This window comes from Enterococcus raffinosus, assembly GCF_001886185.1.
Lineage (GTDB): Bacteria > Bacillota > Bacilli > Lactobacillales > Enterococcaceae > Enterococcus_A > Enterococcus_A raffinosus.
Map to the genome: position 1 here is coordinate 16,167 of NZ_JXLA01000027.1, position 24,222 is coordinate 40,388.

Here is a 24,222-nt window from a genome sequence, read left to right on the forward strand (position 1 = left end):
CGAAATGGCAAATATTGTAATTGGAACGGCCGGGCACATCGATCATGGGAAAACGACCTTGATCAAAGCCTTGACCGGAATCGAGACAGACACGACGAGTGAAGAAAAAAAGCGGGGGATGTCGATTAATTTAGGCTTCGCCTATCTAGACCTGCCGAATAAAAAACGGGTTGGTATCGTGGATGTACCGGGACATGAAAAATTTATTAAAAACATGGTGGCTGGTTTGCCTGGGATTAATTTGGTGTTGCTGGTGATTGACGCTGCTGAAGGCATCATGCCGCAAACCAAAGAACATATCGACATATTAACGTTATTGGGCATCCGGGACTTTTTGATCGTCTTAACGAAGGTAGATACCGTTGATCCTGATCTAAAAGAGCTAGTCATTGAAGATATTCGTGAGCAATTGGCGGACACGCCTCTGGCTGAAGCTGATTTGATTGAAACCGACGCTGTAACCGGTACTGGAATCAAAGAGCTGCTGGCAAAAATCCAGGAGCATTCAGAGGAAGTTCCTGAACGTTCAGGCAGCGGCTCTGCCCGCTTGAATGTTGACCGTGTCTTTAGTGTAAAGGGTTTTGGGACGGTTGTTACGGGAACGCTCTTAGATGGCTCGATTAATGCGGGAGACGACTTATATCTGTATCCGAGTCAGAAAAAAACACGAGTACGTAATATTCAAGTACATGAAACAGATGTGAAAAGTGCGAGTTCCGGCCAACGAACGGCGTTGAACTTAGCAAATATCGCGACAGATGAGATTCAACGGGGCGATGTTTTGTCGGTGTCGGAAAAATTAGAAGATACTTGGATGCTAGATGTAAAAGTTACCTGCCTGCCTGAAGTAGAAGGTGGTATTGGTTTATGGGATCGAGTTCGTTTATTGATCGGCACTCGTGAAGTCATGGCACGGACTGTTCCGCTGGGAGTGGATTGGATCGGCCCGGGAGAGGATGGCTTTTTACAGTTGCGTTTAGAAGAGCAGGTCGCAGTCAAAGAACGGGATCGTTTTATTTTACGCTCTTATTCCCCAATGTTTACCATCGCTGGCGGCGAAGTTTTAGATGCTGCCCCACATAAGCATCGCCGGTTCAAGGTGGAAATCTTAGAGAGCCTGAAGGCAAAAGAAGAGGGCAGTCTGGATGAGTTAATTGCTGATTTTATGGTGAATAAGAAGCAGCCGTTTACGAAGGAAAAGGAATTACAGGAGTACTTAGGGGTAGGACTTGAGGAGCTGCAGCCGATCTTAAGTGAAATGGTGACAGAGAAACGAGTAATTGAAACCAAAGTCGGCTATTTGGCGCAAGCCAGCTACCAAAAATTAGCAGATCAGGCAACAGAAATTCTATCCGCCTATCATAAGCAGTATCGTTTGCGTTTCGGGATGCCATTAGAGGAATTTCGTTCGCGGATGCGAGGCGTCTTAGCTGAAAAAGAAATATCTGCTTTGATCGGCTTAATGAAAGGAGAGCTAGTCAAAGAAGCGAATGATAAATTGGCGCTGATTGATTTTGAAGTGACCTTTAACAAGTACCAGCAGGCTGCGAAAGAAAAGATCGAAAAGACTTTAGCAAAAAATGGCTATACACCAGTCAAGAAGGAAGAATTGTTTGATTTAGACAAAAACGCAGAGGAAGTTTTAGAAGCGTTGAATGGCGAAACCGTCGTCTTTTTGACCCACGAGTATGTCATTTTAGGGGAAGTTTTTGATCAAGCGGTGGCATTGATTCAGCAGTATATTGACGAGCACCAGCAAATGACACTAGGTGATTTCCGTGATTTAACCAACTCGAGCCGCAAGTCGTCAATGCTGATCCTCGAGTATATGGACAAGCAAGAGATCACGAAGCGTGTGGAAAATTATCGAATACTAGGCAAGTAATTGACTAGTAGACTTCTGTAGGAAAAAATCCATTAAAGGAAGAAGGGATAATAATGGGCATCTATTTGGATAATGCCGCCACGACGGCTCAAAAGCCTAAGGTGGTGGCAGAGACGATGGCGGAAATTCTAACCGGCGAGTACGGGAATCCCTCTCGCGGAGCCCACGGCTATTCGCTGGCAGGGTTTCGAGTAGCGGAGAAGGCGCGCAATCAGGTGAAGGCTCTATTTAACGCAGACCAACATTATGAGGTGGCGTTTACTAACAACGCGACCGTTTCTTTAAATGAAGTTTTAAAGGGATTGATTCAGCCGGGAGATCATGTGGTGACGACCTCTTGGGAGCACAACTCTGTGTTGCGTCCGTTGTATCAATTAGAAGCACAGGGGGCCAGCGTCGACGTTATTTCCAGTGAAGCGGTGACAGGTCGACTGAACTATCAGGAGTTCGCAGAAAAAGTTCGTTCAGAAACAAAGGCAGTAGTTTGTAATCACGCGAGCAACGTTACAGGGAATTTATTGGACCTTGAATGGGTAAAGGATTTCTGTACAGAGCGGGGACTTTATCTAATTATTGATGCCTCTCAAACTGCTGGTGTCGTACCAATTGATCTCAGCGACGGGAAAATCTCGGCGTTGTGTTTTACTGGTCACAAGTCGCTGTATGGACCACAGGGGACCGGCGGCGTGTGTTTGCGAAAAGACTTACCGTTGGAACCGGTATTGACCGGCGGGGACGGCATGCAGTCCTTTTCGAAGGTACAGCCTAAGGAGCTGCCGACGCTATTGGAAGCAGGAACAATGAATATTCCCGGAATTGCGGGCTTAACAGCGAGTATCCAGTGGTTGAAAGACCGCGAACCTTCGGAAAAACTCGGTGCTTATTTTTATCAGGAGCTGCAAACAATTGAGGGGTTAACGATTTATGGAGATTTCACAGGTCCTCGAGTGGATGTCTTTTCATTGAACATCAAGGATGCAGAGTCGGCAATCGTTAGTGATTTATTGTGGGAAGAGTATCAGATTGCTACACGTCCAGGCTATCATTGCGCGCCTTTGATGCACGAAGCGTTAGGAACCGCGGATCGCGGAACAGTCCGTTTGTCCTTCTCAAGTTTTACAACCAAGGCTGAAGTAGATAAGACCTTGGCGGCAATAAAAAATCTGGCGTTACGCTAAGAAAGCAGGTGGCTTATGTCAAAAGAGATTCAAAATATTTTAGCAAGCTTGCCCTCCGTGGATGTTCTATTGAAGCAGATTGATCCGATCTATCCCCACGGAAAAGCCAAAGAAGCAACACAGCAAGTAGTCGCACGTCTTCGGGAATCAGTGGTCGATGGGACACGCAAAACTGTGATCGATCAAAAAGAAGTTATCGCAATGATTCATAAGCAGTTGGAAGAAAAGCAGTTCTCATTACGTCGTGTGATAAATGGGACTGGAACAGTCATTCATACGAATTTAGGTCGCTCCTCCTTAAGCGAAAAAGCACAGGAGCAGCTGCTAGCGACTAGTTTTCATTATTCAAATTTGGAGTTGGACCTGGAAAGCGGCAAACGAGGGTCTCGCTATAGTCACTTAGTATCGATCGTGAAAAAGCTCACGGGAGCAGAAGACGTCTTGGTTGTAAATAATAATGCGGCAGCCGTATTGCTAGTCTTAAGTACACTGGTACAGGAAAAAGAAGTGCTCGTTTCACGGGGCGAGCTAGTAGAAATCGGCGGCGCCTTCCGAATTCCAGATGTCATTACCTCCAGCGGTGGAACAATCGTAGAAGTGGGAACAACGAATAAAACACATTTAGCAGATTATGAAAAGGCGTTGAATGAAGAAACTGGAGCGATTCTAAAGGTGCATACCAGTAATTATCGTATTGTTGGTTTTACCGAATGTCCGAAATTGGAGAAGTTGGCAGAACTGGCTCACGAGAATAATTTACCGCTGATCAATGATTTAGGCAGCGGTCTGCTACTTGATATGCGTCCTTTTGGGTTGCCTTATGAGCCGACTGTGAAGGAAGTATTGGATCAAGGCTGCGACATTGTAACCTTCAGCGGAGACAAATTATTAGGAGGACCACAGGCAGGAATCATTGTTGGAAAACGAGAATACATCGAGAAGATGAAGAAGAACCAGCTTTTACGGGCATTGCGTATCGATAAAATGACGTTAAGTGCGCTGGAAGCGACTTTATCCTTGTACCTTGATGAAAAGGAAGCCCTCAAATCTGTGCCGACATTACAAATGATCGGACTGAGTGAAGAAGATTGCTTAGGAAAAGCAGCGGAATTGGCTGCGATGCTGCAATTCATTACAGAGTTAAGTGTAAAAATCGAAAAAGACAGCAGTAAAATTGGCGGCGGTTCGTATCCAGAACATCTCTTGCCGACCTATGCGGTTGTTTTAAGCAGTGAACGATTTGCAGCGGATGTTCTGCAGGAGAAACTACGATTTGCAGCAACACCAATTATTACAAGGGTAAAAAATGATTGCAATTTCTTAGATATGCGGACGATTGCATTGGATGAATTTCCGCTGATTCAAGAAAGCCTGCAAGAAATTTTTAAATAAATGGAAGGAGGGATGACGATTCAACCACAGAAACAATTGGTTGTCGTGTCTCATTGTGTTTTGAACCAAAACGCCGTGATTCACGGTTGGGAACGGGCACGTGGAGCATTTCCTTTTGCGATTGATCTGCTGAGTCGCGGGATTGCCTTGCTTCAGCTGCCCTGTCCAGAGTTTATCGTGCTGGGAGGCGATCGTCCACCGATGACCTATGAGGAGTACCGTGATTTGCCAAACTACCGTCAAAAATGTCGAGAGCTGCTAACGCCCATTATCCAGCAAATTCAAGCCTATCAAGCGGAGGGCTACCAGTATCTGGGAATTATCGGGATCAATGAAAGTCCCAATTGCTCTATTAGTGGACAGCGGGGTGTTCTGATGGAAGAATTTTTTACGGAATGCGAGCAGCGGCAAATCGCGACCCAATATTTAGAGGTACCCACTTGGTACAGCGAGGACGATCAGGGAGAATTTGAAGAACAGTTACACGTTTTTTTAGAAAGAGGGATAAAGAATGAACAGTAAAGCAAGAGTGATTGCAATGTGTGCCATTGCAGTCGTATTAAATGTAGTACTGGGTGAAGCGGTATCTATGTTGAAGATTCCATTATTGTTTTTAGATACAATGGGCACGATTTTTATTGCCGCCAATTTTGGTATAGGGTATGGAATCATCACGGGTGTAACAACCAATTTACTAATGGGATTAATTAGCGGGCCGCTTTCCATTCCTTTCGCGTTGGTAAATGTAGCGGTAGCCATTGTAGTAGCATTATTGGCGAAAAATGGCTTTGGCTATAAACAAGCGTTGATTGCAGGAATCTTATTGGCCTTTATTTGTCCAATGATCGGTGCCCCGATTCGTCTAGCACTATTCGGAGGATTTACTGGATCGGGGACAGATATCGTGATCATGGCGCTCAGGGCTTCTGGGAAGGAAATGATCAGTGCGACTTACTGGGGTGCAGTTATGGGGAATGTCGTCGATAAGATTGTTTCGTGTCTGCTAGTCGCGTGGTTTGTTAAATTACCGCAAATGAAACGCTTTGCAGTAAAATGAGTATGAATAGCTTCTACGACTAAGGTGCTTAGTCTGGAAATTTTAAGGTGAGCTAGGATCAACCAGAACAGTTGAGACTAGCTTATTTTTTTTGCCTATTTTTGCCAAATGACAAAAATGTTAGACGAATTTAGGTTGTTTCAATGGTTGATAGTCTAGGAATATTTTATAGTAGCCCTAGAAATAAAAAGGAGCAATCAGTGATGAAAAAAATTTTGATTGGTTTAGTTAGTTTAATTGTCATCGCCTATGTAGGCTTACAAATAGCAGATAAAGTCGTGAAGGGCGGCGATGATTATTATGTCCAAATCACGACAGACGGTCAACGAATTGAAGAGAAGGATACGAGTGGAAATACATATGTAGACTATAGCTATTCGTTGCCGGGCTATGACAAAGCTGGCAATAAAAAAATGCTGGATTTCAATGCCTCAAAATCTCGTCCTTTACGTCGCGAAGCGTTTCTTAAAGTTACCTGGAACGAAAAGAAGGGCGTAACTTCTTACGAAGAGGTGCAACAAAAAGAGGTTCCGAAAAAGGCCGCGGAAAAATTAGGTGTTTGATCATTTCGCGGACTGTACAGAGAAAAAGAAGCAATTAGGAGTGAAAGTATGGAAAAAATTGTATCAGTGAATGAAGTAAAGAAAACCTATGGAAAAGGCAATCAGAAAAAGACGCAAGCCTTAAAGGGAATTTCTTTTGAAGTTGAAAAAGGCGAATTTGTCGGAATTATGGGAGCATCCGGTTCAGGTAAATCAACGTTATTGAATCTATTGGCTACTTTGGATAAGCCTACAGATGGGAAGATTCGAATCAACCAAGCGGATGTAACAAAATTATCAGGCAACAAGCTAGCTGATTTTCGTAGTCGCGAAATTGGATTCATTTTTCAAGATTTTAACCTGCTTGAAAATTTAACTGCAGCGGAAAATATCGCGGTTCCTTTATCTTTACAAGGAGTGAAGGCTAAAGAGATACATCGCAGAGTCTCAGATGTAGCCAAACGATTGTCAATCGACAGTATTTTGAATAGTTATCCTGCTCAAATTTCCGGAGGGCAAAAGCAACGTGTCGCTGCCGCTCGGGCTTTGATCACGCAACCAACGATCCTATTAGGAGATGAACCGACGGGAGCACTAGATTCCAATAGTGCTCGCGATCTATTGGATACGATGGAGGAATTGAATCAAAAAGATCAGGTATCAATTTTATTAGTCACTCACGATCCTTTCTCTGCTAGCTACTGTCAACGGATTTTATTTATCAAAGACGGAGTGATCTATCAAGAGGTTAAACGTGAAAATCAAACACGAGAAGCTTTCTATCGTCAGATTTTAAGCATTCTCGGTAACTTGGAACAGTAGGGGGACTTTCGATGCTTTTAAAATTATCACTTACTGGGATTAAGGGACGCCTAAGAGATTACGTGGTGCTGTTTTCAGGCTTGGTTGTCGCTTCAGGAATCTTTTATATGTTCGAAGGCTTAGCAACGAATGAGGCCTTTTTGAAAAACAATTCTATGATTAATTCAGTGGTTATGATTTTCCATCTAGGGACGGTACTGCTCTCGATTATTACCTTCGTATATATTCTATATGCGAACTCGTTTTTGATGTCGATGCGGCAAAAGGATTATGCGATGTTTATGATGCTTGGTGCAAAAGGACGAAAGATTGCTCAATTGATCTTTATTGAAACCTTTGTCGTGGGCGTTGGCGCTACTTTAGTCGGAGTGATTCTCGGTATCGGCTTGAGTGGTGTTGTACAGCAGTTATTGGTCAAGCAATTAGAGATTAAGATCACTCATTTTACGGCAATCAATTCCTCTGCAGCTCTCTTTACATTGATCTTTTTCACCGTTATTTTCTTAATAGCGGCCTTTGTCAATGCCATGACGATCGTGAGAAAACCGATCCTGAATCTGCTGCGGGCAAGTGAAACACCGCTCCCTGCAAATCGTAAAGTAATTACTTTGATTCTTGAAGTTATTGCGGGTATTGCCTTTTTAGGGATTGGCTATTACATGATGACCCAGGTAATGACCTTAGCCTTCTTAGCTTTGATTATTGCGTTGGTTACGATTGTTTTAGGAACATACTTTGTCTTTCATTCGATCCTGATTTTTGTGTTGGATCTTTTGAAGCGCAGCGACAGTATCGCCTTGAAGAAATTGAACAATTTTACCCTGTCACAGCTAAGCTTCCGTATCCAAGATTATACGCGGATATTATCCATGGTAGCGATGCTTTTTGCGCTAGCATTAGGAGCGATCACTGTGGGACTCGGATTCCACAATGAGATTATGAAAATGACAGATGCAACTTCAGCTTATGATCTAGTTTTGAATAATGGTCAAGCGTTCAACACATCAGAGTTGCAGAAGATTGACGCGACCTCGGATGTTGCTTATCAACAAAAAGAGGATAAGGATACCATCTATTATGATCGTGGGCAATTCAATCAAACGCCGTTCATGGCGAAGGAATTTACTACTAGCCGGGAAACGAAAAAGAAGAGCTATGATGGAGAAACACTGGCGAAGGATCTGACTGCTTCGGATCAACTGCGTTCGTTAGAGCTACCCAATCAAAGTACGAAGAAGCATCAATTTTTGTCCAGTGAAGAATTTGCGGCGTTACCAATGAAAGCCACAGAGCTCCGTCTGATTCATGTGTCAGATTTTTCGAAGGATAAAGCCGCTTTAAAACAGTTAGCGGAAGAGAATTTTGTTAAAAACCCGACCATTAATAAAGATATGGGCAGTATGAATCAAAAAGCGCTGGTGTATGAATTGTATAATGCGTTATTCTCAGGCTTTGAATTTATGGGCTTTTTCCTAGGTATTGCCTTTTTAACAATGTTGGCCAGCTGTCTGATGTTCAAAATTTTATCTGGTGCAAAAAGCGATATTCAACGCTACAGTATGCTGGAAAAAATTGGAACGCGTCGCAAACTTTTAAAACAATCGATTCGCAAAGAAATCGGTATTCTATTTTTAGTTCCGGGATTGTTGGGCGTTACACATGTATTATTTGGTCTGCAGCTATTTAAAACATTGATGAGTGATCCTTACAGCAACATTTGGCTGCCGTTCTTGATTTTCTTTATCCTGTACTTTATCTACTATCTATTAACAGTATGGATCTACACAGGAATCGTGATGAAACACGAGGACTAAAAAAAGCTTCCAGCGAGCAGCTGGAAGCTTTTCTATTCTTCAATATAGGCTAAGATATCTCCTGGCTGGCATTCCAGCACCTTGCAAATCTCATTAAGGGTAGAAAAACGGACGGCTTTTGCTTTGCCGGTTTTGAGCACAGAGATATTGGCATTGGTCATACCGACTCTCTTTGCCAGCTCCCCGGAAGACATTTTTCTTTTTGCCAGCATGACATCTAAGTTTACTTGAATCATTATTTTGCCTCCTTTTGTAAGTCGTGCTTAAATCGTTAATTCATTTTCTTCTGCGATTAAATTCGCTTTCTCTAAATTTTTGCGAGTGCCCAGACGATCGCTGCGCCGACAATATAGGTCAAATCCATGAGAGCACTGTCTGTAGTAAAGCCTTGGAAAGAGGCATATAAATCAGGAAGACCTGAAGTTATGGATAATAGCAACATGATGACGGCGATTTTTTTAGCCATATCGACGTTATCTCTTACAAAAATATAGTCCATTTCTAGGTTCTTGAAGAAGCTGCGGACAAACAAGAACAGGATACCATACAAGATAATGTTTGCTATCAGCAGCAAGAGAAAAATCGGTGAAGACAAGATATCAAAGGTATAGCGCCCAAAAGGCAGGCTGTCTACACTGACAACAGATAATTCCTGTGAGACAGTAGGAAGATTAAAGAGAACGGCCATCACCAGCAATCCTACAGCCGCGATCCCCATAATACCAACAAAAAAACTAAATACCCATTTCAACCCTTTAAATACACTTTTTTCTGAATTCATTTTCATACACTCCTTATTTCTTTGATTTATTTGTTGAGTTAACTATACCCATCGATTTAAACAAAGTCAATAAAAATTTATCGAAAAACGATAAAAATATATCGAATAAGAGATTCAGATCATTGAGAAGTGTTCTAGTGATTTCCCAAGGAATGTTGTCTTACCCTAGAAAAAAGAGTGATAAAGGCTGAACTATTTTGTTATTTTATGGATAATTATTAAGATTATGAATTTTTTGTGTCTTAGGAAATTTTCATTTGACGACGAAAAGTCAATTAACTAGCGGTTCATTCCTTAAAATTTGAAGGAAAGATCACTTTTCGTTCAAAAAATATAAAATTCTCTACTGAATCCCATATAAAAATGCATATTTTTTAATTCTGCTCTATAGTAGTAGCGGACAATTTAATAAAGAAAGAAGTGTTCCGGATGAACCGGGTAAAAAAAGCTTTTACCAATCGTTGGCTTATCTTATTGATGGTCAGCGTGCTTTTTTGGGCAAAGACGATCTTAGCCTATTATGTAGATTTTTCATTAGGTGTGGAAGGGTCCATTCAATACTTCATTTTATGGATCAATCCAATTGCTACGACATTGCTGCTTTTTGGGGTGTTTCTTTACGTCAAAAAAATGAAACCAGCCTTGCTCGTCTTATTTTTGATGGATCTGCTAAATACCTTGATCCTATATTTGAACGTGATTTTTTATCGTGAATTTACTGATTTTGTGACGATCAAATCGATTTTAGGATTTTCAAAGGTATCACAAGGGATCTCCGGCAGTTCGTTTGCTTTGATGAAACCTCATGATATTTTTTATTGGGTAGATATACTCGCTTTCTTAGGAATATTGATTTATATTTTTGCGAAACGAAAGGAAATCGTCAGCAAACCTGTCAAAAAAACTTTCGCAGTAGCAGTCAGCTGTTTAGCAGCCTTGACCTTCTCAATCAATTTATCATTAAGTGAGGCGAATCGCCCACAATTACTGCAACGGACCTTTGACCGGTCTTATATCGTAAAGTATTTAGGATTAGACGCCTTTACTGTTTACGATGGGATCAAAACGGAGCAGACAAACAGTGTACGTGCCCATGCATCAAGCAATGGACTAACAGATATTTTAAAATATACGAAAAGTCATTACGCAGCTCCTGATCCAAGCAAATACGGCATCGCCAAGGGAAAGAATATTATTGTGATCCACTTGGAAAGCTTCCAACAATTCCTGATCAATATGAAGGTGGATGGACAAGAAGTTACACCATTTTTGAACAGTTTGGAAAATGACAACAAGCAAACGCTGGCCTTTGATAATTTCTTCCATGAAGTTGGACAAGGCAAGACCAGCGATGCAGAAAACATGCTGGAAACAGGGACCTTTGGGTTGCCACAGGGGTCATTGTTTACGCAATTAGGTTCAGACAATACCTTCCAAGCAGCGCCAGCAATCTTGAATCAGCAAGCCGGCTATACCAGTGCAGTTTTCCATGGGAATGTTGGCAGCTTCTGGAATCGCGACCATGTCTATAAAAATCTCGGCTATCAAAACTTTTTTGATCGCTCCTACTTTAATCAGTCAGATGAAAATCTAGGCTATGGCATTTTAGATAAGGACATGCTGAAGGAAACGGTGGGGCACTTAGAGCACCTGCAACAGCCCTTCTATACGAAATTTTTAACCGTAACAAATCATACACCGTATTTAACGGATGATAAGAATTTCAACTTCCCAGCGTTAAAAACAGGCAACAGTACAGTGGATGACTATGTGCGCACGGCTCATTATTTAGACGAATCCTTGCGTCAATTCTTTGACTATCTGAAAGCTTCAGGGATCTATCAAAACTCGATCTTTATGATTTACGGGGATCACTTTGGAATTTCCGACAGCAATAATAAGGATCTGGCTAAAGCACTAGGAAAAGACCCAACGACTTGGGATAAATTTGATGATGCGCAGATGCAGCGAGTACCATTGATGTTCCATATTCCCGGCTATACAAAGGGCGGTATCCAGCATCAATATGGCGGCGAAATTGACGTCTTACCAACGCTGCTGCATTTAATGGGCATTGATACGAAAAAATATATTCAATTTGGGACGGATTTATTTTCACCTCAGCATGATCAAACCGTTGCTTTTCGAAATGGGGACTTTGTCTCACCAAATTACACGGAATTAGGCGGAGAGACCTATGACAATAAAACCGGTGAGAAGGTTGATCCAAAAGCCTTGAATATTGAACCGGAGATCGATAAGCAGCAGAAGCAGGTCAAACAAGCCTTAAGCTTATCCGATAAGTTGAACCAAGAAAATCTCTTGCGTTTCTACACACCAGAAGGTTTCACGCCCGTCGATCCGAAAAAATACGATTATCATGATTTAGATAAGAAAAACACGGAGATCGAAAAAGAAAAGGGTAGTCAATCAACCAGTCTTTACTCGAAGAATGGCAATAAAACGACCGCAAACCTTTATCCGCCAATACAGTAAGTTCAAGAAGAAGTATCCAATAAAATGGATGCTTCTTTTTTGATTCAACATTTCGGAAAATATAAAAAGTCTTAGAGTATAGAAATTTATGACAGGTTTCGTTGAAGCACCTGTAAAGCGAAAATAGAAACGCGCGTTTTCTTCTACGTCTATTTCTCGTTGATAGAACCTTTAAAAAGGGCTGGATTCCCACACATTCCCGCCAATCTAGCGATTCAGCAATTGGCTGATTATTTGATAAAACAAATGGGAAAGCGATAAAATCAGTAGGTCATAAAAGGCATCTTTTAAAAAAGCGGGGGTACGTTCCTTTAAAGTTTTCAGCATAATAATCATCCCTTCAAAATTAAGATAAAACCTACTCTAGATAGTGAAGCTTATCGCTTGCTTAAAAGGTTCTAAGAAAACGTAAAACAATCGATCCATTTGATTCAGAGACTGTTTCGGCTTAAGATAGAACTATAGTGGAAAAAGGGCGGGGTGAGTATGGCAGCTATTGAGCATATTATACAAACATTTTTTCATCCGATCGTTCTATTACTGGATGTCCTATCAATTGCTATTATTATCGTGGGAGCAGTGCTTGCGTTTGTGAAGCTGCTTCATCACGGAAGCAACAATGAGTTTTCTTCTGTTTTACAAAAAAATAAATACATCAAGGCTTATTTAGGCAGCTATATTTTGTTAAGCTTAGAGTTTCTAATCGTGGCGGATATTATTGAAACGATCATTAATCCAACCTTTCAAGACATTATCAAATTGGGATTGATTGTCGTCATCCGAACGATGATTTCTTATTTTTTAAATAAGGAAATCAGTGAATTTTCTGATGAAGAAGCGAAGAGATAGAAAGAAAATGACGTGGAAATACAACCCAATAAGTTAGTAATTTTTTAAAAGAAAGAAGTAAACGTACAGCCGACTATTTCTTTCTTTTTTTCTTTGCGATTTGTTATTGATTCCCGCTTGAAGGAGTGGTATGATTATTTTGTTTCGGGAGTGGATGGGTTCTGGTGTTCCCTCTGGTCTTCAAAACCAGTATGAGGAGTTAGGAGCTTCTTGGGTGGGTTCGATTCCCACACATTCCCGCCAATATGACCTTAATCACCGATGTTGCTAGATTTAGAATTCTTTCTAAGTAGAGGAGCATCGGTTTTTTTATTTTTTAAAGGATTGGAGAGATTAAAGTAATGAAGGAATACAAATTTGAATCCCAGATATATGCTTCTGAAGTCGGTAAAGGTGGCGCTTATATTATTTTTCCTTACGACATTCGAGAAGAATTTGGTAAAGGGCGTGTCAAAGTCCGCGCCACCTTTGACGGTGTGGACTATCAAGGGAGTATCGTAAACATGGGTGTTAAGAACGAAGATGGCAGTATTTGCTATATTTTGGGAATTCGGAAGGATATTCGAAAGAAGATCGAAAAAGATATCGGTGATACTGTCTCTGTCCGTGTTTTTTCCATGGAATAAAAGCTAATTGTTCAAAAGGCTATTTTGATAGTTAGAGTAAGTTTTCGTAAGAACAAGGAAACAAATACTCATAGATATGTACGGAAATGAACAGAATGATGAAAATTTGTTCGGACATATATGGCGATATTTTGAATTTTCTGTTACTCTGTATACAAATACTTAGTGAAGGAAAGGGCAGGCTATGAACCAATCAAAATATCAGACGATCGCCGATGAATTGAAATCAAGGATTCTTTCCGGTGAATACAAAGAAAATATGGCGATTCCGCCAGAATTACAGCTACAAAAAGATTATCAGGTAAGCCGACACACGATCCGCCAAGCGATTGCCTTGCTTGTGAATGAAGGCTTTCTTAGAAAAGAAAAGGGTTCGGGGACTTACGTAGATATAAAGTATAAACAAGAAAGTAAAGCGCCAAGCAATAATCATAAAACCATTGGTGTTGTTACCACCTACTTATCTGATTACATTTTCCCTTCGATTATTCGCGGCATTGAAAAGACGTTAAGGGAAAAAGGCTATTCGCTTTTATTAGCTAGCACGAATAATGATTTTCAACAAGAAAAGCAATGTATCGAAAAAATGATCACTCAAGGGGTTGAGGGGTTGATCGTTGAACCGACCAAAAGTAATCAGTACAATCCGAATCTAGCACTGTATGTTCGCTTAAGAGAGCAGGGGATTCCGATGGTTATGATCAATGCTGTTTACGAAGAAATCAGTGCGCCTTTTATTTGTGTAGATGATGTTGAGAGCGGCTTTTTAGCGACAGACTATTTGATCAAAAACAATCATAAAAAGCTGCTGTTAGTCACAAAAATAGATGACCTCCAAGGGAAATATCGGATGAAGGGATTCATTAAGGCCTGTGAGAAATCTGGTATCCAATTTTCTCCAGAGGACATCATTACCTATGAAACAGAAACAAGAAAAACCATTTTCGATCAGGTCCAGGCGCGATTGAAAGAAGAGCCTCAGATTACAGGGCTCGTTTGCTACAACGATCAGGTGGCTAGCAGCTTAATCGATCGTCTAAGTGCGAATGGCTTACAGATTCCTCAAGAGCTTTCGGTAATTGGAAATGATAATTCTGCCTTGAGTAAAATAGGGAATGTGAAGCTTACGACCTTGAATCATCCGAAGGAACAGATGGGGCAGGATTCGGCTAATTGGATCATCGAAGCGATCGAAGAAGGCCGCGATCCAGAGAATATCCTCTATGAACCAACGTTAATTGAAAGAGATTCAGTCACACCATTATTATAAATCATCAAAAAAGCAGCTCGTAGTAGGAGCTGCTTTTTTTGCGTGTTCAGCAGAATATTTGTACGAACAAAAATAAATAATCGGTTGACATGTACGTACACAAATTGTATGATAACGGTAACAAATAGAGAACAAGGGAGGAGATTCCTATCAAAACGAAGGAAATGATCGCAAAAATCAAACTGGATATCATGGATGGCCGGACAGCTTTAGGAATCGAGTTTGGTTCTACACGAATCAAGTCAGTCTTGATTGGATCAGATTTGGTACCGATTGCTGCAGGAAGCTTTGAATGGGAAAATGCCTTAGAAAATGGAATTTGGACGTATTCATTAGAGGATATTTGGAAGGGCTTACGAGTAAGCTATCGCAAAATGGCAACGGAAGTCTTCGAGGAGTATGGTGAAACTTTGTCGACGATCGGCTCGATCGGCTTTAGTGCCATGATGCATGGTTATATGGCCTTTGATAAAAACGATGAATTGCTGGTTCCTTTTAGAACTTGGCGCAATGCTATCACAGCCGAAGCGGAAGAAAAGCTGACGGAGGCTTTTCAATACAACATTCCACAACGCTGGAGTATCGCGCACCTTTATCAAGCGATCCTAAATCAGGAAGAGCATGTAAGCGAGATTCACTTTTTGACCACTTTAGCAGGCTACATTCATTGGCAGATGACCGGACAAAAAGTCTTGGGTGTTGGCGATGCTTCCGGTATGTTTCCAATTGATACGGAGACAAAGAATTATGATCAACAAATGGTGGAAATTTTTAGCCAGTTGACTGAAGGAACGGCCTTTACTCAAGAATTAAGTCAAGTATTACCGAAGGTGCTGCTTGCAGGAGAAGCCGCTGGAACGTTGACGCAAGAAGGCGCATATCTGCTTGATCCTACAGGAACATTGCAGCCAGGGATTCCGCTTTGTCCCCCTGAAGGAGATGCGGGAACTGGGATGGTTGCGACGAACAGTGTGCGTCAAAGAACGGGAAATGTCTCGGCTGGAACCTCGGCCTTTGCCATGATCGTCCTGGAGGAGAAGTTAAAAGAAGTTCACCCAGAAATAGATTTGGTGACGACGCCGATGGGTGATCTCGTGGCGATGGTGCACACCAATAATTGTTCCTCTGAAATTAATGCTTGGGTCCATTTATTTAAAGAGTTTTCTGAAGCATTAGGTTTGGATATTAACACAGAAAAGCTGTATACCACACTGTTTGAAAAGGCTTTGGAGGGGGATCCTGACTGTGGAGGGCTGCTTTCTTATGGGTATCACTCTGGTGAGAATATCACTGGTATGAATGAGGGACGTCCATTATTCGTCCGGACACCTGAGAGCAAGTTTGATTTAGCGAACTTCATGCGTCTGCATCTATCCAGTGCCTTTGGAGCGATGCGAATCGGGATGGAAATTTTGAAAAAGGAAACAATTCGAATTGATAAATTAGTCGGACATGGCGGAATCTTCAAGACCCCTGAAGTCGGTCAACGAATTTTAGCCTCAGCGATGGAAGCGCCTGTGACCGTGATGGAAACAGCTGGCGAAGGCGGTGCTTGGGGCATTGCTTTGCTAGCGGCTTATCAGTCGGAGGAAGTGCTCACGCTAGCAGAATTCTTGGAGCAGAAGGTGTTCGCAGGCAGTGAAGGAGTAACACTTGAGCCGAAGGAAGAGGATTTGCAGGGCTATAGCGAATTTATTGAACGGTATGAAAAAGGTCTGAAGATTGAAGCAGAAGCCATCCAAGCGTTGAAATAAGGAGAGAGTCCCATGTTAGAACAACTAAAAGAAGAAGTTTTTCAAGCGAATTTAGAACTACCAAAGCAAGGATTAATCAAGTATACCTGGGGAAATGTTAGTGCTTTTGATAAGGAGACCGGCTATTTTGTCATCAAGCCTAGCGGCGTAAGCTATGACGAAATGAAGGCTTCGGATATGGTGGTCGTTGATTTAGAGAATACTGTCATTGAAGGAGAATTAAATCCTTCCTCGGATACACCAACCCATGCGGTCTTATATCAAGCTTTTCCTGAAATCGGCGGTATCTGTCACACGCATTCTACTTGGGCAACGATTTGGGCGCAGGCAGGATTGGATTTACCAGCGATGGGAACCACGCATGCAGATACTTTTTACGGAACGGTGCCATGTGCCAGATTTTTAACCCAAAAAGAAATAGATGATGGATACGAACATGAAACAGGCAAGGTCATTATCGAAACCTTCAAGAAACGAGACATAGATGTGATGGAAATCCCTGGTGTTTTACTTCACGGACATGGGCCGTTTACTTGGGGGAAAGATGCTAAAAGTGCCGTTATGAATGCGGTCGTTTTGGACGAAGTAGCGAAGATGAATCTCTTTGCGCGTCAGTTAAACAGCTTTGCAGAGGAGCTGCCGCAACGAGTTTTAGATAAGCACTATTTAAGAAAACACGGAAAAAATGCCTATTACGGGCAAGGAAATTAAACTCACTATTATAAAGGAGCGAACAGGAATGTTAGAAGTAAGCAAAAAAGAATTTTGGTTTGTCGTAGGATCACAACATCTATATGGAGAAGAAGCATTAAAGAGCGTGAAGGCAGACGCAGAAGCAATCGTTAAGGGTCTGAATGACAGCGGGAAAATGAAGTACTCAATCGTCTTGAAGGAATTAGCGGTAACATCCGATACGATTACAAAAATCATGAAGGAAGTCAATTATCGTGATGATGTAGCAGGTGTCATTACTTGGATGCATACCTTCTCACCAGCAAAAATGTGGATTCGCGGCACAAAATTATTGCAAAAACCTTTGCTGCATTTAGCGACACAATTTAATGAAAGCATTCCTTGGGATACGATCGATATGGATTTCATGAATTTGAACCAGTCGGCTCATGGAGACCGTGAGTACGGCTTCATCAATGCCCGCTTGAAAAAGCAAAATCAAATCGTTGTCGGCTACTGGCAAACGGATAGTGTGCAACAACAAATCGCTGACTGGATGGATGTCGCTGTCGCATACAATGAAAGCTTCAATATTAAGGTAGCGCGCTTTGGGGACAATATGCGTAATGTTGCCGTCACTGAAGGGGATAAAGTCGAAGCGCAAATTCAATTCGGTTGGGTCGTTGACTACTTTGGTATCGGTGATTTAGTGCAGTATGTAGAGGCTGTCAAAGAGGAAGAAGTTGACGAGCTATTTGCTGAATACAAAAAAATATATGATTTTGATTATGGTGATTATGATCATGACAAATGGGAAGCCCATGTCAAAGTACAGGCAAAGCAAGAAATTGGGATTCGCCGTTTCCTAGAGGCGGGTGATTACAACGCCTTCACCTCTAACTTTGAAGATTTGTACGGCATGCAGCAATTGCCTGGATTAGCTGTTCAACGCTTAATGGCTGAAGGCTACGGCTTTGCGGGGGAAGGTGACTGGAAAACAGCGGCTTTAGATCGCTTAATGAAAGTGATGGCCCACAACGAAAACACTGGCTTCATGGAAGATTACACATACGAATTGGCTGCAGGCAAAGAAGCGATTCTGCAATCACATATGATGGAGGTCGATCCGACCTTAGCCGTGAACAAACCAAAAATTGTTGTTTCCCCATTATCAATGGGTGACCGCGAAGATCCTGCGCGCTTAGTATTTGATGGAAAAGCAGGGGACGGTGTAGTTGTTTCAATGGCGGACTTTGGTACCCACTATAAATTATTGATTAATGAGGTTGAAGCTTTTGAACCGACAGAAGCTGCGCCGAATCTGCCAGTTGCCCGCGTATTATGGAAAGTAAAACCAAACTTCCATGACGGTGTCGGCCAATGGATTCAAATAGGCGGGGGACATCATACAGTTGTTTCGTTGAATTTGACGACAGAACAGATCATTACTTGGGCGAAATTGGTTGATTTAGAATACGTTACTATCAAGTAGAAAATAAAAATATTGGCTTGGATTTTTCTGAGCCAATATTTTATTCGACTAATAAAAGTAAAAATCACTATTAATTTTCGAAAAGGTATTTACATCTCTGGTAATTAAAGGTATATTGTACTAAAATAATAAAAGTAAAAATGACTAAAAAGGAGTCTTACTCATGGCAACTAATTTTGATTCAAAGGAATACTTAGGAAAAGTCGATGCTTGGTGGCGTGCAGCGAACTATATCTCAGTCGCGCAAATGTATTTAAAGGATAACCCACTGTTAAGAAAACCACTAGAAAAAGAAGATGTGAAGACGCATCCTATCGGTCACTGGGGAACGATCGCAGGTCAAAACTTTTTATATGCGCATTTAAACCGTGCAATCAATAAATACGATTTAAACATGTTCTACATTGAAGGCCCTGGTCACGGCGGACAAGTAATGGTGTCCAACTCCTACATCGACGGCAGCTATACAGAGATCTATCCTGAAATCACTGAAGATGAAGCCGGCTTGAAGAAATTATGCAAAATGTTCTCATTCCCAGGCGGGATCGCTTCTCATGCGGCGCCAGAAACTCCTGGATCTATTCATGAAGGCGGCGAGCTGGGCTATGCCTTGTCTCATGCGACCGGAGCAATTTTAGACAACCCAGATGTTATTGCTGCGACAGTTGTCGGTGATGGTGAAGCAGAAACAGGTCCATTAGCAGGCGGCTGGTTCTCAAATGTGTTTATCAATCCGGTCAATGATGGGGCGGTATTGCCAATTGTTTACCTAAATGGCGGAAAAATTTCTAACCCAACGATTCTTTCTCGCAAAAGCGATGAAGATTTGAAGAAATATTTCGAAGGGCTTGGCTGGAAACCTTACTTTATCGAAGGAACAGATCCAGAAAAAGTTCACCCAATTATGGCTGAAACATTAGACAACGTAATTACTGAAATCAAAACAATTCAAGCAGAAGCTCGCAAAGGCAAAGCGGAAGATGCGGCAATGCCGAACTGGCCAGTAATCTTGTTCCGTACCCCTAAAGGCTGGACAGGTCCGCAAACATGGGACGGCGAACAATTAGAAGGAACGTTCCGTGCGCACCAAGTGCCAATTCCAGTTGGTTCAGAAGACATGGAACATGCCGATAAATTAGTCGATTGGTTGAAATCATACCGTCCAGAAGAATTATTCGATGAAAATGGAAAGATCATTGATGAATTAAAAGAGATCTCACCAAAGGGCGATCGTCGCATGTCAACCAATCCAATTACAAACGGCGGGATCGATCCAAAACCGATGAAAATGCCAAACTGGAAGCAATATGCAATTGATACAACGACCCCGGGTGCGGTAATGGCACAAGATATGATCGTCTTTGGTCAACAGGCTCGCGATATGATTACTGAAAACCCAACGAACTTCCGAATTTTTGGACCTGATGAAACAAAATCAAATCGCTTAAACAAAGTATTTGATGTAACCGATCGTCAATGGATGGAACCAAAAAACAGTACCGACGAATGGCAATCATCTGCCGGTCGAGTAATTGACGGTCAATTGTCTGAACACCAAGCAGAAGGCTTTTTAGAAGGATATGTCTTGACAGGACGTCATGGCTTCTTTGCCAGTTACGAATCGTTCTTGCGCGTGGTAGATTCTATGCTGACACAACACTTCAAATGGATGCGTAAGGCTAGTGCCCATGCATGGCATAAGGAATATCCAGCATTGAACTTGATCGCGACATCTACCGTATTCCAACAAGACCATAACGGTTATACGCACCAAGATCCAGGCGTCTTGACTCACTTAGCGGAAAAGAAACCTGAATTTATCCGTGAATACTTACCAGCCGATGCTAACAGCTTGATGGCGGTAATGGATAAAGCGATGCAAGACAAACAAGTTATCAATCTTATTGTTTCAAGCAAACATCCGCGTCCACAATTTTACTCTGCCGATGAAGCAGAAGAACTAGTTGAAAAAGGCTTGAAAGTCATCGACTGGGCAAGTACCGACGAAGGGCAAGAACCAGATCTTGTGATCGCAGCTGCAGGGACCGAACCAAACTTAGAGGCTCTAGCCGCTGTATCGATCTTAAACAAACAGTTCCCTGATTTGAAGATCCGTTTTGTCAATGTTGTGGACATTTTGAAATTACGTCATCCAGATATTGATCCTCGTGGATTAACAGATGAAGAATTCGATGCTATCTTTACTGCGGACAAACCAATCGTCTTTGCTTTCCACGGCTACGAAGGTATGGTTCGTGATATCTTCTTTAATCGTCACAATCATAACTTGCGTATCCATGGCTACCGTGAAAATGGGGACATCACGACACCGTTTGATATGCGTGTCTTCAGTGAATTGGATCGCTTCCACTTAGCACAGGATGCGGCTAACGCTGTCTACGGAGAAGAAGCACAAGCGTTCTCTAACGAAATGGATGAAACATTAACGAAGCACCATGACTTCATTCGAACAGAAGGCCGAGACATTCCAGAAGTTGAAGACTGGAAATGGGAAGCCTTGAAACGTAAAGAATATCATTTTAGCTAAGAATAGCTGAATGACTAAGAACCGCAATCATCGCCAGTTTATTGGACGGATTGCGGTTCTTTTCTTGCTTTATTATTGATTTTTTTTTCGATACTCCTTTGGTGAAAGGCCTTCTTTCCGCTTAAAAATATAGCTAAAGTAATTGGGATCATTGTAGCCGATCTCTGAGGCGATCGTTGCTAATTTCCAGTCCGTTTCCTTTAATAAGCGTTTTGCCTCTGTAAGTCGTTGTTCGGTTAAGTATTCAATAAACGTTTTCCCGAGTGCCTGTGAGAATACTGTACTGAAATGGGAGCTGCTTAAATTAATGTGTGTCGCCACACTGCCTAAGGTCAGGTCTGAATCTGAGAAATGCTGCTTAATGTAAGTGATAGAGTGTTCTAAAAGCTCGCGATATTGTCCCATACTGTCACTAATAATTGTTCTTTTTAAAAAGGCCAGCGATTGCTCGATATAGGTACGGAATAAAAGCGTGTCGGAAACGATCGTTGATAGCTTTCCTTGCGAAGGAAGCGGGAAAGGCTCTTTTGATTGTTTATTTCGTTCGCTGATCAGCGGATTCAGTTGATTTAGTAAAAATAGCCTAAATAATAACGGATTTTTGTCTCCCTCTGTTTTTTGAATAATTTCTTCGACGAGGTGCCGAAGTTCCTTGTTACTGATTTGTTCGAGCTTCTCTTTTAGCGGAAGCGTCTGTTGGTATTTTTGGAATTGCTCATTAAAATCTTGATAATGAAGAACGTTTTGCTTAGTTTTGATCACGGAATATTCCAACAGCTGCTTCGCTGTTTCATAGCTATTTTCAATTTCGCTGATTCGTTCTACCGGGTGACCGATCGCCACGACGAGATTGGATTCGCCTGTGTTTAGTTCAGAGTATAGTTTGATCGCTGTATCCTCCGCCTTTTTTAAGAGTGTCGCTTGGTTTGGATGAAAGATCATGATCTTAATGAAGCGGGAGGAGAGACAGGAGAAGAACAGCTCCTCCTCCGAATGAAATAGTCGGGATAGTTTTTCTCGAAAGCGTTCATAATCCGCAAAGTTCTTGTTGAGATAGTTGGTGACAAGAAGCACGATGTATTTTTTACCTGCGATTTGTCTGTTTAAACGACGCGCCTCTTCGATTGCTTCAGAGGTAGACCACTGATTGCCAAAAATCGCATTTAGAAAAAGATTTTTTTGGACATCGAAGGAATAAGTGTCAACAGGAATGGGCTGCTTTTTTTGCTCCAATCGTGCGATTACTTTTTCGAGACTGCTTTTTAATTCGTCGTGCTTGATGGGCTTTAGTAAATATTCCGCGACCTGTAAGTGAATCGCGGCTTTGGCATAGGTAAACTCATCGAACCCGCTGATAAAGATAATTTCTGTAGCAGGAAAGCTTTTTTTGACTTCCTGAGACAGTTCGATACCGTTCATAAAGGGCATGCGAATATCTGTTAATAGAATATCTGGCTGCTCCTCTAAGATCAGAGAAAGGGCTACCTCTCCGTCACTTGCTTCCCCAACAACTTCGAGGGGAAGTGTCTCTGCCAGCTGATTTAAGTTTCGCTTTAACGATTCACGAATCAAGTGTTCATCTTCGACTATAAATACCTTAAACATCTTTGAGGGCTCCTTCTTCCATAATAGGAATAATTACGTGGACCGTCGTCCCAGTATCTACTATGCTTGTAATTTCAATTTTTGCTTGTTTGCCATAATAAAGCAGCAGGCGTTTATTTACGTTAAATAGGCCATAGCCAGCATTAAAATCAGTATCCAAGCCATTTTTCAGCTCTAAATTGATTTCCTGCAGCTTTTCTGACGGAATGCCTTTTCCATTATCAATAACATAAAAGTGGATATGCCTTTGGTCATCTAAAAAGGCCTGTACAATGATTTTTCCAGTCCTTCGTACCAGCTTTGTTCCGTGATAAATCGCGTTTTCAATAAGGGGCTGTAAGATCATTTTTAGCATGGAGTAGTTCTTGATTTTATCTTCAATTTCAATCGAATAGGTCAAGGAATCTCCATAGCGAATTTGTAAGATGACTAAATAATCGGTAATGTGCTTGATTTCCTTTTCCACGGGAATCCAATCCTGCCCCTGACTCAGAGAAATTCGAAAGAAATCGGAGAGGGCATAGGTCATCTCTTTGACTTTATCCACGTCATTCATTTCCGCCAAGACAAGGATGGCATCTAAACTGTTATAAATAAAGTGAGGGGTGATCTGCGCTTGAAGGACACGTACCTCACTTTGCGCGAGGTTGTATTGCTTCAAGGCATTTTCTTCTAAAAGCACTACGAGGTTATCTGCCATCTCGTTCATGCTGTTGCTTAGCTTTAACAGTTCGTTGCCCGGCAATGTTTTAATTCGATAGTTGAGCTTCCCATCGGATAAGGCGTCTGCCATTTTGATCATTTCATCCATCGGCTGTTGAATTTGTTTGACTAGTCGTTGATTGGTTTTTCTTGTAAATAGAATGATCAAACAGATGATCACGCCTTCAATGATAGACAAAACAATGATGGAACGCCGGACCTGTTCACTATGATTGGCAGCTAGCTGAATCTCGACGGTAACAAAATCTTGAAGAATATCATGAACGAGTTTGGTAGCGGCTTCGACTTGATTCATTAATTCTTGATTTTCATTAAATGGTGCATCCTGCTGGACATTTCCAACGATTTTTTCTAAGAAGCTGTTCACATTGTCTAACGAACGAATCACAATATTCAATGTCGCACGTTCCTGAGCACTTTGTGTGTTCTCTTTTATTTGTCGGATTTCTTTCTTTACTCGGCGAACACTATTGCTTTCGGTAAACTCACTTGGCTTCGTTTGGCCATAGGTGAGGCTCCAAGCTTCCTCCATAATATTTTCTTCCACATCGTTTGCAATTCGATTTGCTTCAGAGATATTGCTGATGCTGCGTTCATAGGTGAAGAGGTAACGCGTATAAATCAAGACGCTGATAATTAGTGGAACGATGGATAAAATCAACATCAGCCAGCTGATTCGTTGAAGAAGTGCCTTTATACTTAACTGTTTTTTCATG

Annotated in this window: 20 protein-coding genes and 1 tRNA gene; 17 read left to right on the plus strand and 4 right to left on the minus strand. The window is 41.7% G+C overall.

Going from position 1 to position 24,222, the window contains the following annotated elements:
* Positions 1 to 4 precede the first annotated feature (4 nt).
* From selB to RV13_RS14195, 8 genes are all read left to right on the plus strand, one after another.
* Positions 5 to 1,885 carry a selenocysteine-specific translation elongation factor gene (gene selB / locus RV13_RS14160; RefSeq protein WP_028021046.1) on the plus strand — a complete coding sequence of 627 codons (1,881 nt, stop codon included), beginning with the start codon at positions 5 to 7 and terminating at the stop codon, positions 1,883 to 1,885.
* Positions 1,886 to 1,938: 53 nt separating this feature from the next.
* The gene (locus RV13_RS14165; protein WP_028021045.1) at positions 1,939 to 3,063 is read left to right on the plus strand and encodes an aminotransferase class V-fold PLP-dependent enzyme; all 1,125 of its coding nucleotides are present in this window, start codon (positions 1,939 to 1,941) and stop codon (positions 3,061 to 3,063) included.
* A gap of 15 nt (positions 3,064 to 3,078) precedes the next feature.
* On the plus strand, positions 3,079 to 4,455 hold the full coding sequence (selA, locus tag RV13_RS14170) for an L-seryl-tRNA(Sec) selenium transferase (RefSeq protein WP_028021044.1): 1,377 nt from the start codon (positions 3,079 to 3,081) through the stop codon (positions 4,453 to 4,455).
* A 12-nt stretch (positions 4,456 to 4,467) separates the two neighbouring features.
* Positions 4,468 to 4,977, plus strand: a complete 510-nt coding sequence (locus RV13_RS14175; protein ID WP_169794377.1) for a CD3072 family TudS-related putative desulfidase — start codon at positions 4,468 to 4,470, stop codon at positions 4,975 to 4,977.
* A complete protein-coding gene (locus RV13_RS14180; protein WP_028021042.1) occupies positions 4,967 to 5,512 on the plus strand; it encodes a CD3073 family putative ECF transporter S component in 546 nt (181 codons plus the stop codon). The genes RV13_RS14175 and RV13_RS14180 overlap by 11 nt, the downstream gene beginning before the upstream one ends.
* A 203-nt stretch (positions 5,513 to 5,715) precedes the next feature.
* Entirely contained in the window at positions 5,716 to 6,075 is a 360-nt protein-coding gene (locus RV13_RS14185) for a YxeA family protein (RefSeq protein WP_028021041.1), read from the plus strand.
* A gap of 48 nt (positions 6,076 to 6,123) precedes the next feature.
* On the plus strand, positions 6,124 to 6,876 hold the full coding sequence (locus RV13_RS14190) for an ABC transporter ATP-binding protein (RefSeq protein ID WP_060789383.1): 753 nt from the start codon (positions 6,124 to 6,126) through the stop codon (positions 6,874 to 6,876).
* Positions 6,877 to 6,887: 11 nt separating this feature from the next.
* Entirely contained in the window at positions 6,888 to 8,690 is a 1,803-nt protein-coding gene (locus tag RV13_RS14195; RefSeq protein WP_060789382.1) for an ABC transporter permease, read from the plus strand.
* Between the two features lie 32 nt (positions 8,691 to 8,722).
* Here the strand turns inward: RV13_RS14195 and RV13_RS14200 are convergent, their stop codons facing one another.
* Both RV13_RS14200 and RV13_RS14205 read right to left on the minus strand, forming a co-directional pair.
* Positions 8,723 to 8,926, minus strand: coding sequence for a helix-turn-helix domain-containing protein (locus RV13_RS14200; protein WP_010743987.1), 204 nt, complete (start codon positions 8,924 to 8,926; stop codon positions 8,723 to 8,725).
* 71 nt (positions 8,927 to 8,997) lie between these two features.
* A complete protein-coding gene (locus RV13_RS14205) occupies positions 8,998 to 9,471 on the minus strand; it encodes a hypothetical protein (protein ID WP_249024484.1) in 474 nt (157 codons plus the stop codon).
* Positions 9,472 to 9,900: 429 nt separating this feature from the next.
* On the opposite strand from RV13_RS14205, the gene RV13_RS14210 reads away from it, so the two are divergent.
* The 9 genes from RV13_RS14210 (at position 9,901) to RV13_RS14245 (ending at position 21,178) form a co-directional block, all read left to right on the plus strand.
* Entirely contained in the window at positions 9,901 to 11,967 is a 2,067-nt protein-coding gene (locus tag RV13_RS14210; RefSeq protein WP_060789381.1) for an LTA synthase family protein, read from the plus strand.
* A 486-nt stretch (positions 11,968 to 12,453) separates the two neighbouring features.
* Positions 12,454 to 12,816, plus strand: a complete 363-nt coding sequence (locus RV13_RS14215) for a DUF1622 domain-containing protein (RefSeq protein WP_010743984.1) — start codon at positions 12,454 to 12,456, stop codon at positions 12,814 to 12,816.
* A gap of 146 nt (positions 12,817 to 12,962) precedes the next feature.
* A tRNA-Sec gene (locus RV13_RS21045) sits at positions 12,963 to 13,059 on the plus strand.
* A gap of 98 nt (positions 13,060 to 13,157) precedes the next feature.
* On the plus strand, positions 13,158 to 13,442 hold the full coding sequence (locus tag RV13_RS14220; RefSeq protein ID WP_060789380.1) for a DUF1905 domain-containing protein: 285 nt from the start codon (positions 13,158 to 13,160) through the stop codon (positions 13,440 to 13,442).
* A 184-nt stretch (positions 13,443 to 13,626) separates the two neighbouring features.
* Entirely contained in the window at positions 13,627 to 14,712 is a 1,086-nt protein-coding gene (locus RV13_RS14225) for a GntR family transcriptional regulator (RefSeq protein WP_060789379.1), read from the plus strand.
* Positions 14,713 to 14,876: 164 nt separating this feature from the next.
* Positions 14,877 to 16,466, plus strand: a complete 1,590-nt coding sequence (locus tag RV13_RS14230) for a xylulokinase (RefSeq protein WP_060789378.1) — start codon at positions 14,877 to 14,879, stop codon at positions 16,464 to 16,466.
* A gap of 12 nt (positions 16,467 to 16,478) precedes the next feature.
* Positions 16,479 to 17,177: an L-ribulose-5-phosphate 4-epimerase gene (locus tag RV13_RS14235; protein ID WP_060789377.1), complete on the plus strand. Its 699-nt coding sequence runs from the start codon at positions 16,479 to 16,481 to the stop codon at positions 17,175 to 17,177.
* Between the two features lie 28 nt (positions 17,178 to 17,205).
* On the plus strand, positions 17,206 to 18,630 hold the full coding sequence (gene araA / locus RV13_RS14240) for an L-arabinose isomerase (protein ID WP_060789376.1): 1,425 nt from the start codon (positions 17,206 to 17,208) through the stop codon (positions 18,628 to 18,630).
* Positions 18,631 to 18,793: 163 nt separating this feature from the next.
* Positions 18,794 to 21,178, plus strand: coding sequence for a phosphoketolase family protein (locus RV13_RS14245; protein ID WP_060789375.1), 2,385 nt, complete (start codon positions 18,794 to 18,796; stop codon positions 21,176 to 21,178).
* Positions 21,179 to 21,250: 72 nt separating this feature from the next.
* Here RV13_RS14245 and RV13_RS14250 read toward each other — a convergent pair whose 3' ends face one another.
* A complete protein-coding gene (locus tag RV13_RS14250) occupies positions 21,251 to 22,783 on the minus strand; it encodes a response regulator (protein ID WP_060789374.1) in 1,533 nt (510 codons plus the stop codon).
* Positions 22,776 to 24,221, minus strand: coding sequence for a sensor histidine kinase (locus RV13_RS14255; protein WP_060789373.1), 1,446 nt, complete (start codon positions 24,219 to 24,221; stop codon positions 22,776 to 22,778). The genes RV13_RS14250 and RV13_RS14255 overlap by 8 nt, the downstream gene beginning before the upstream one ends.
* Position 24,222: the final 1 nt, after the last annotated feature.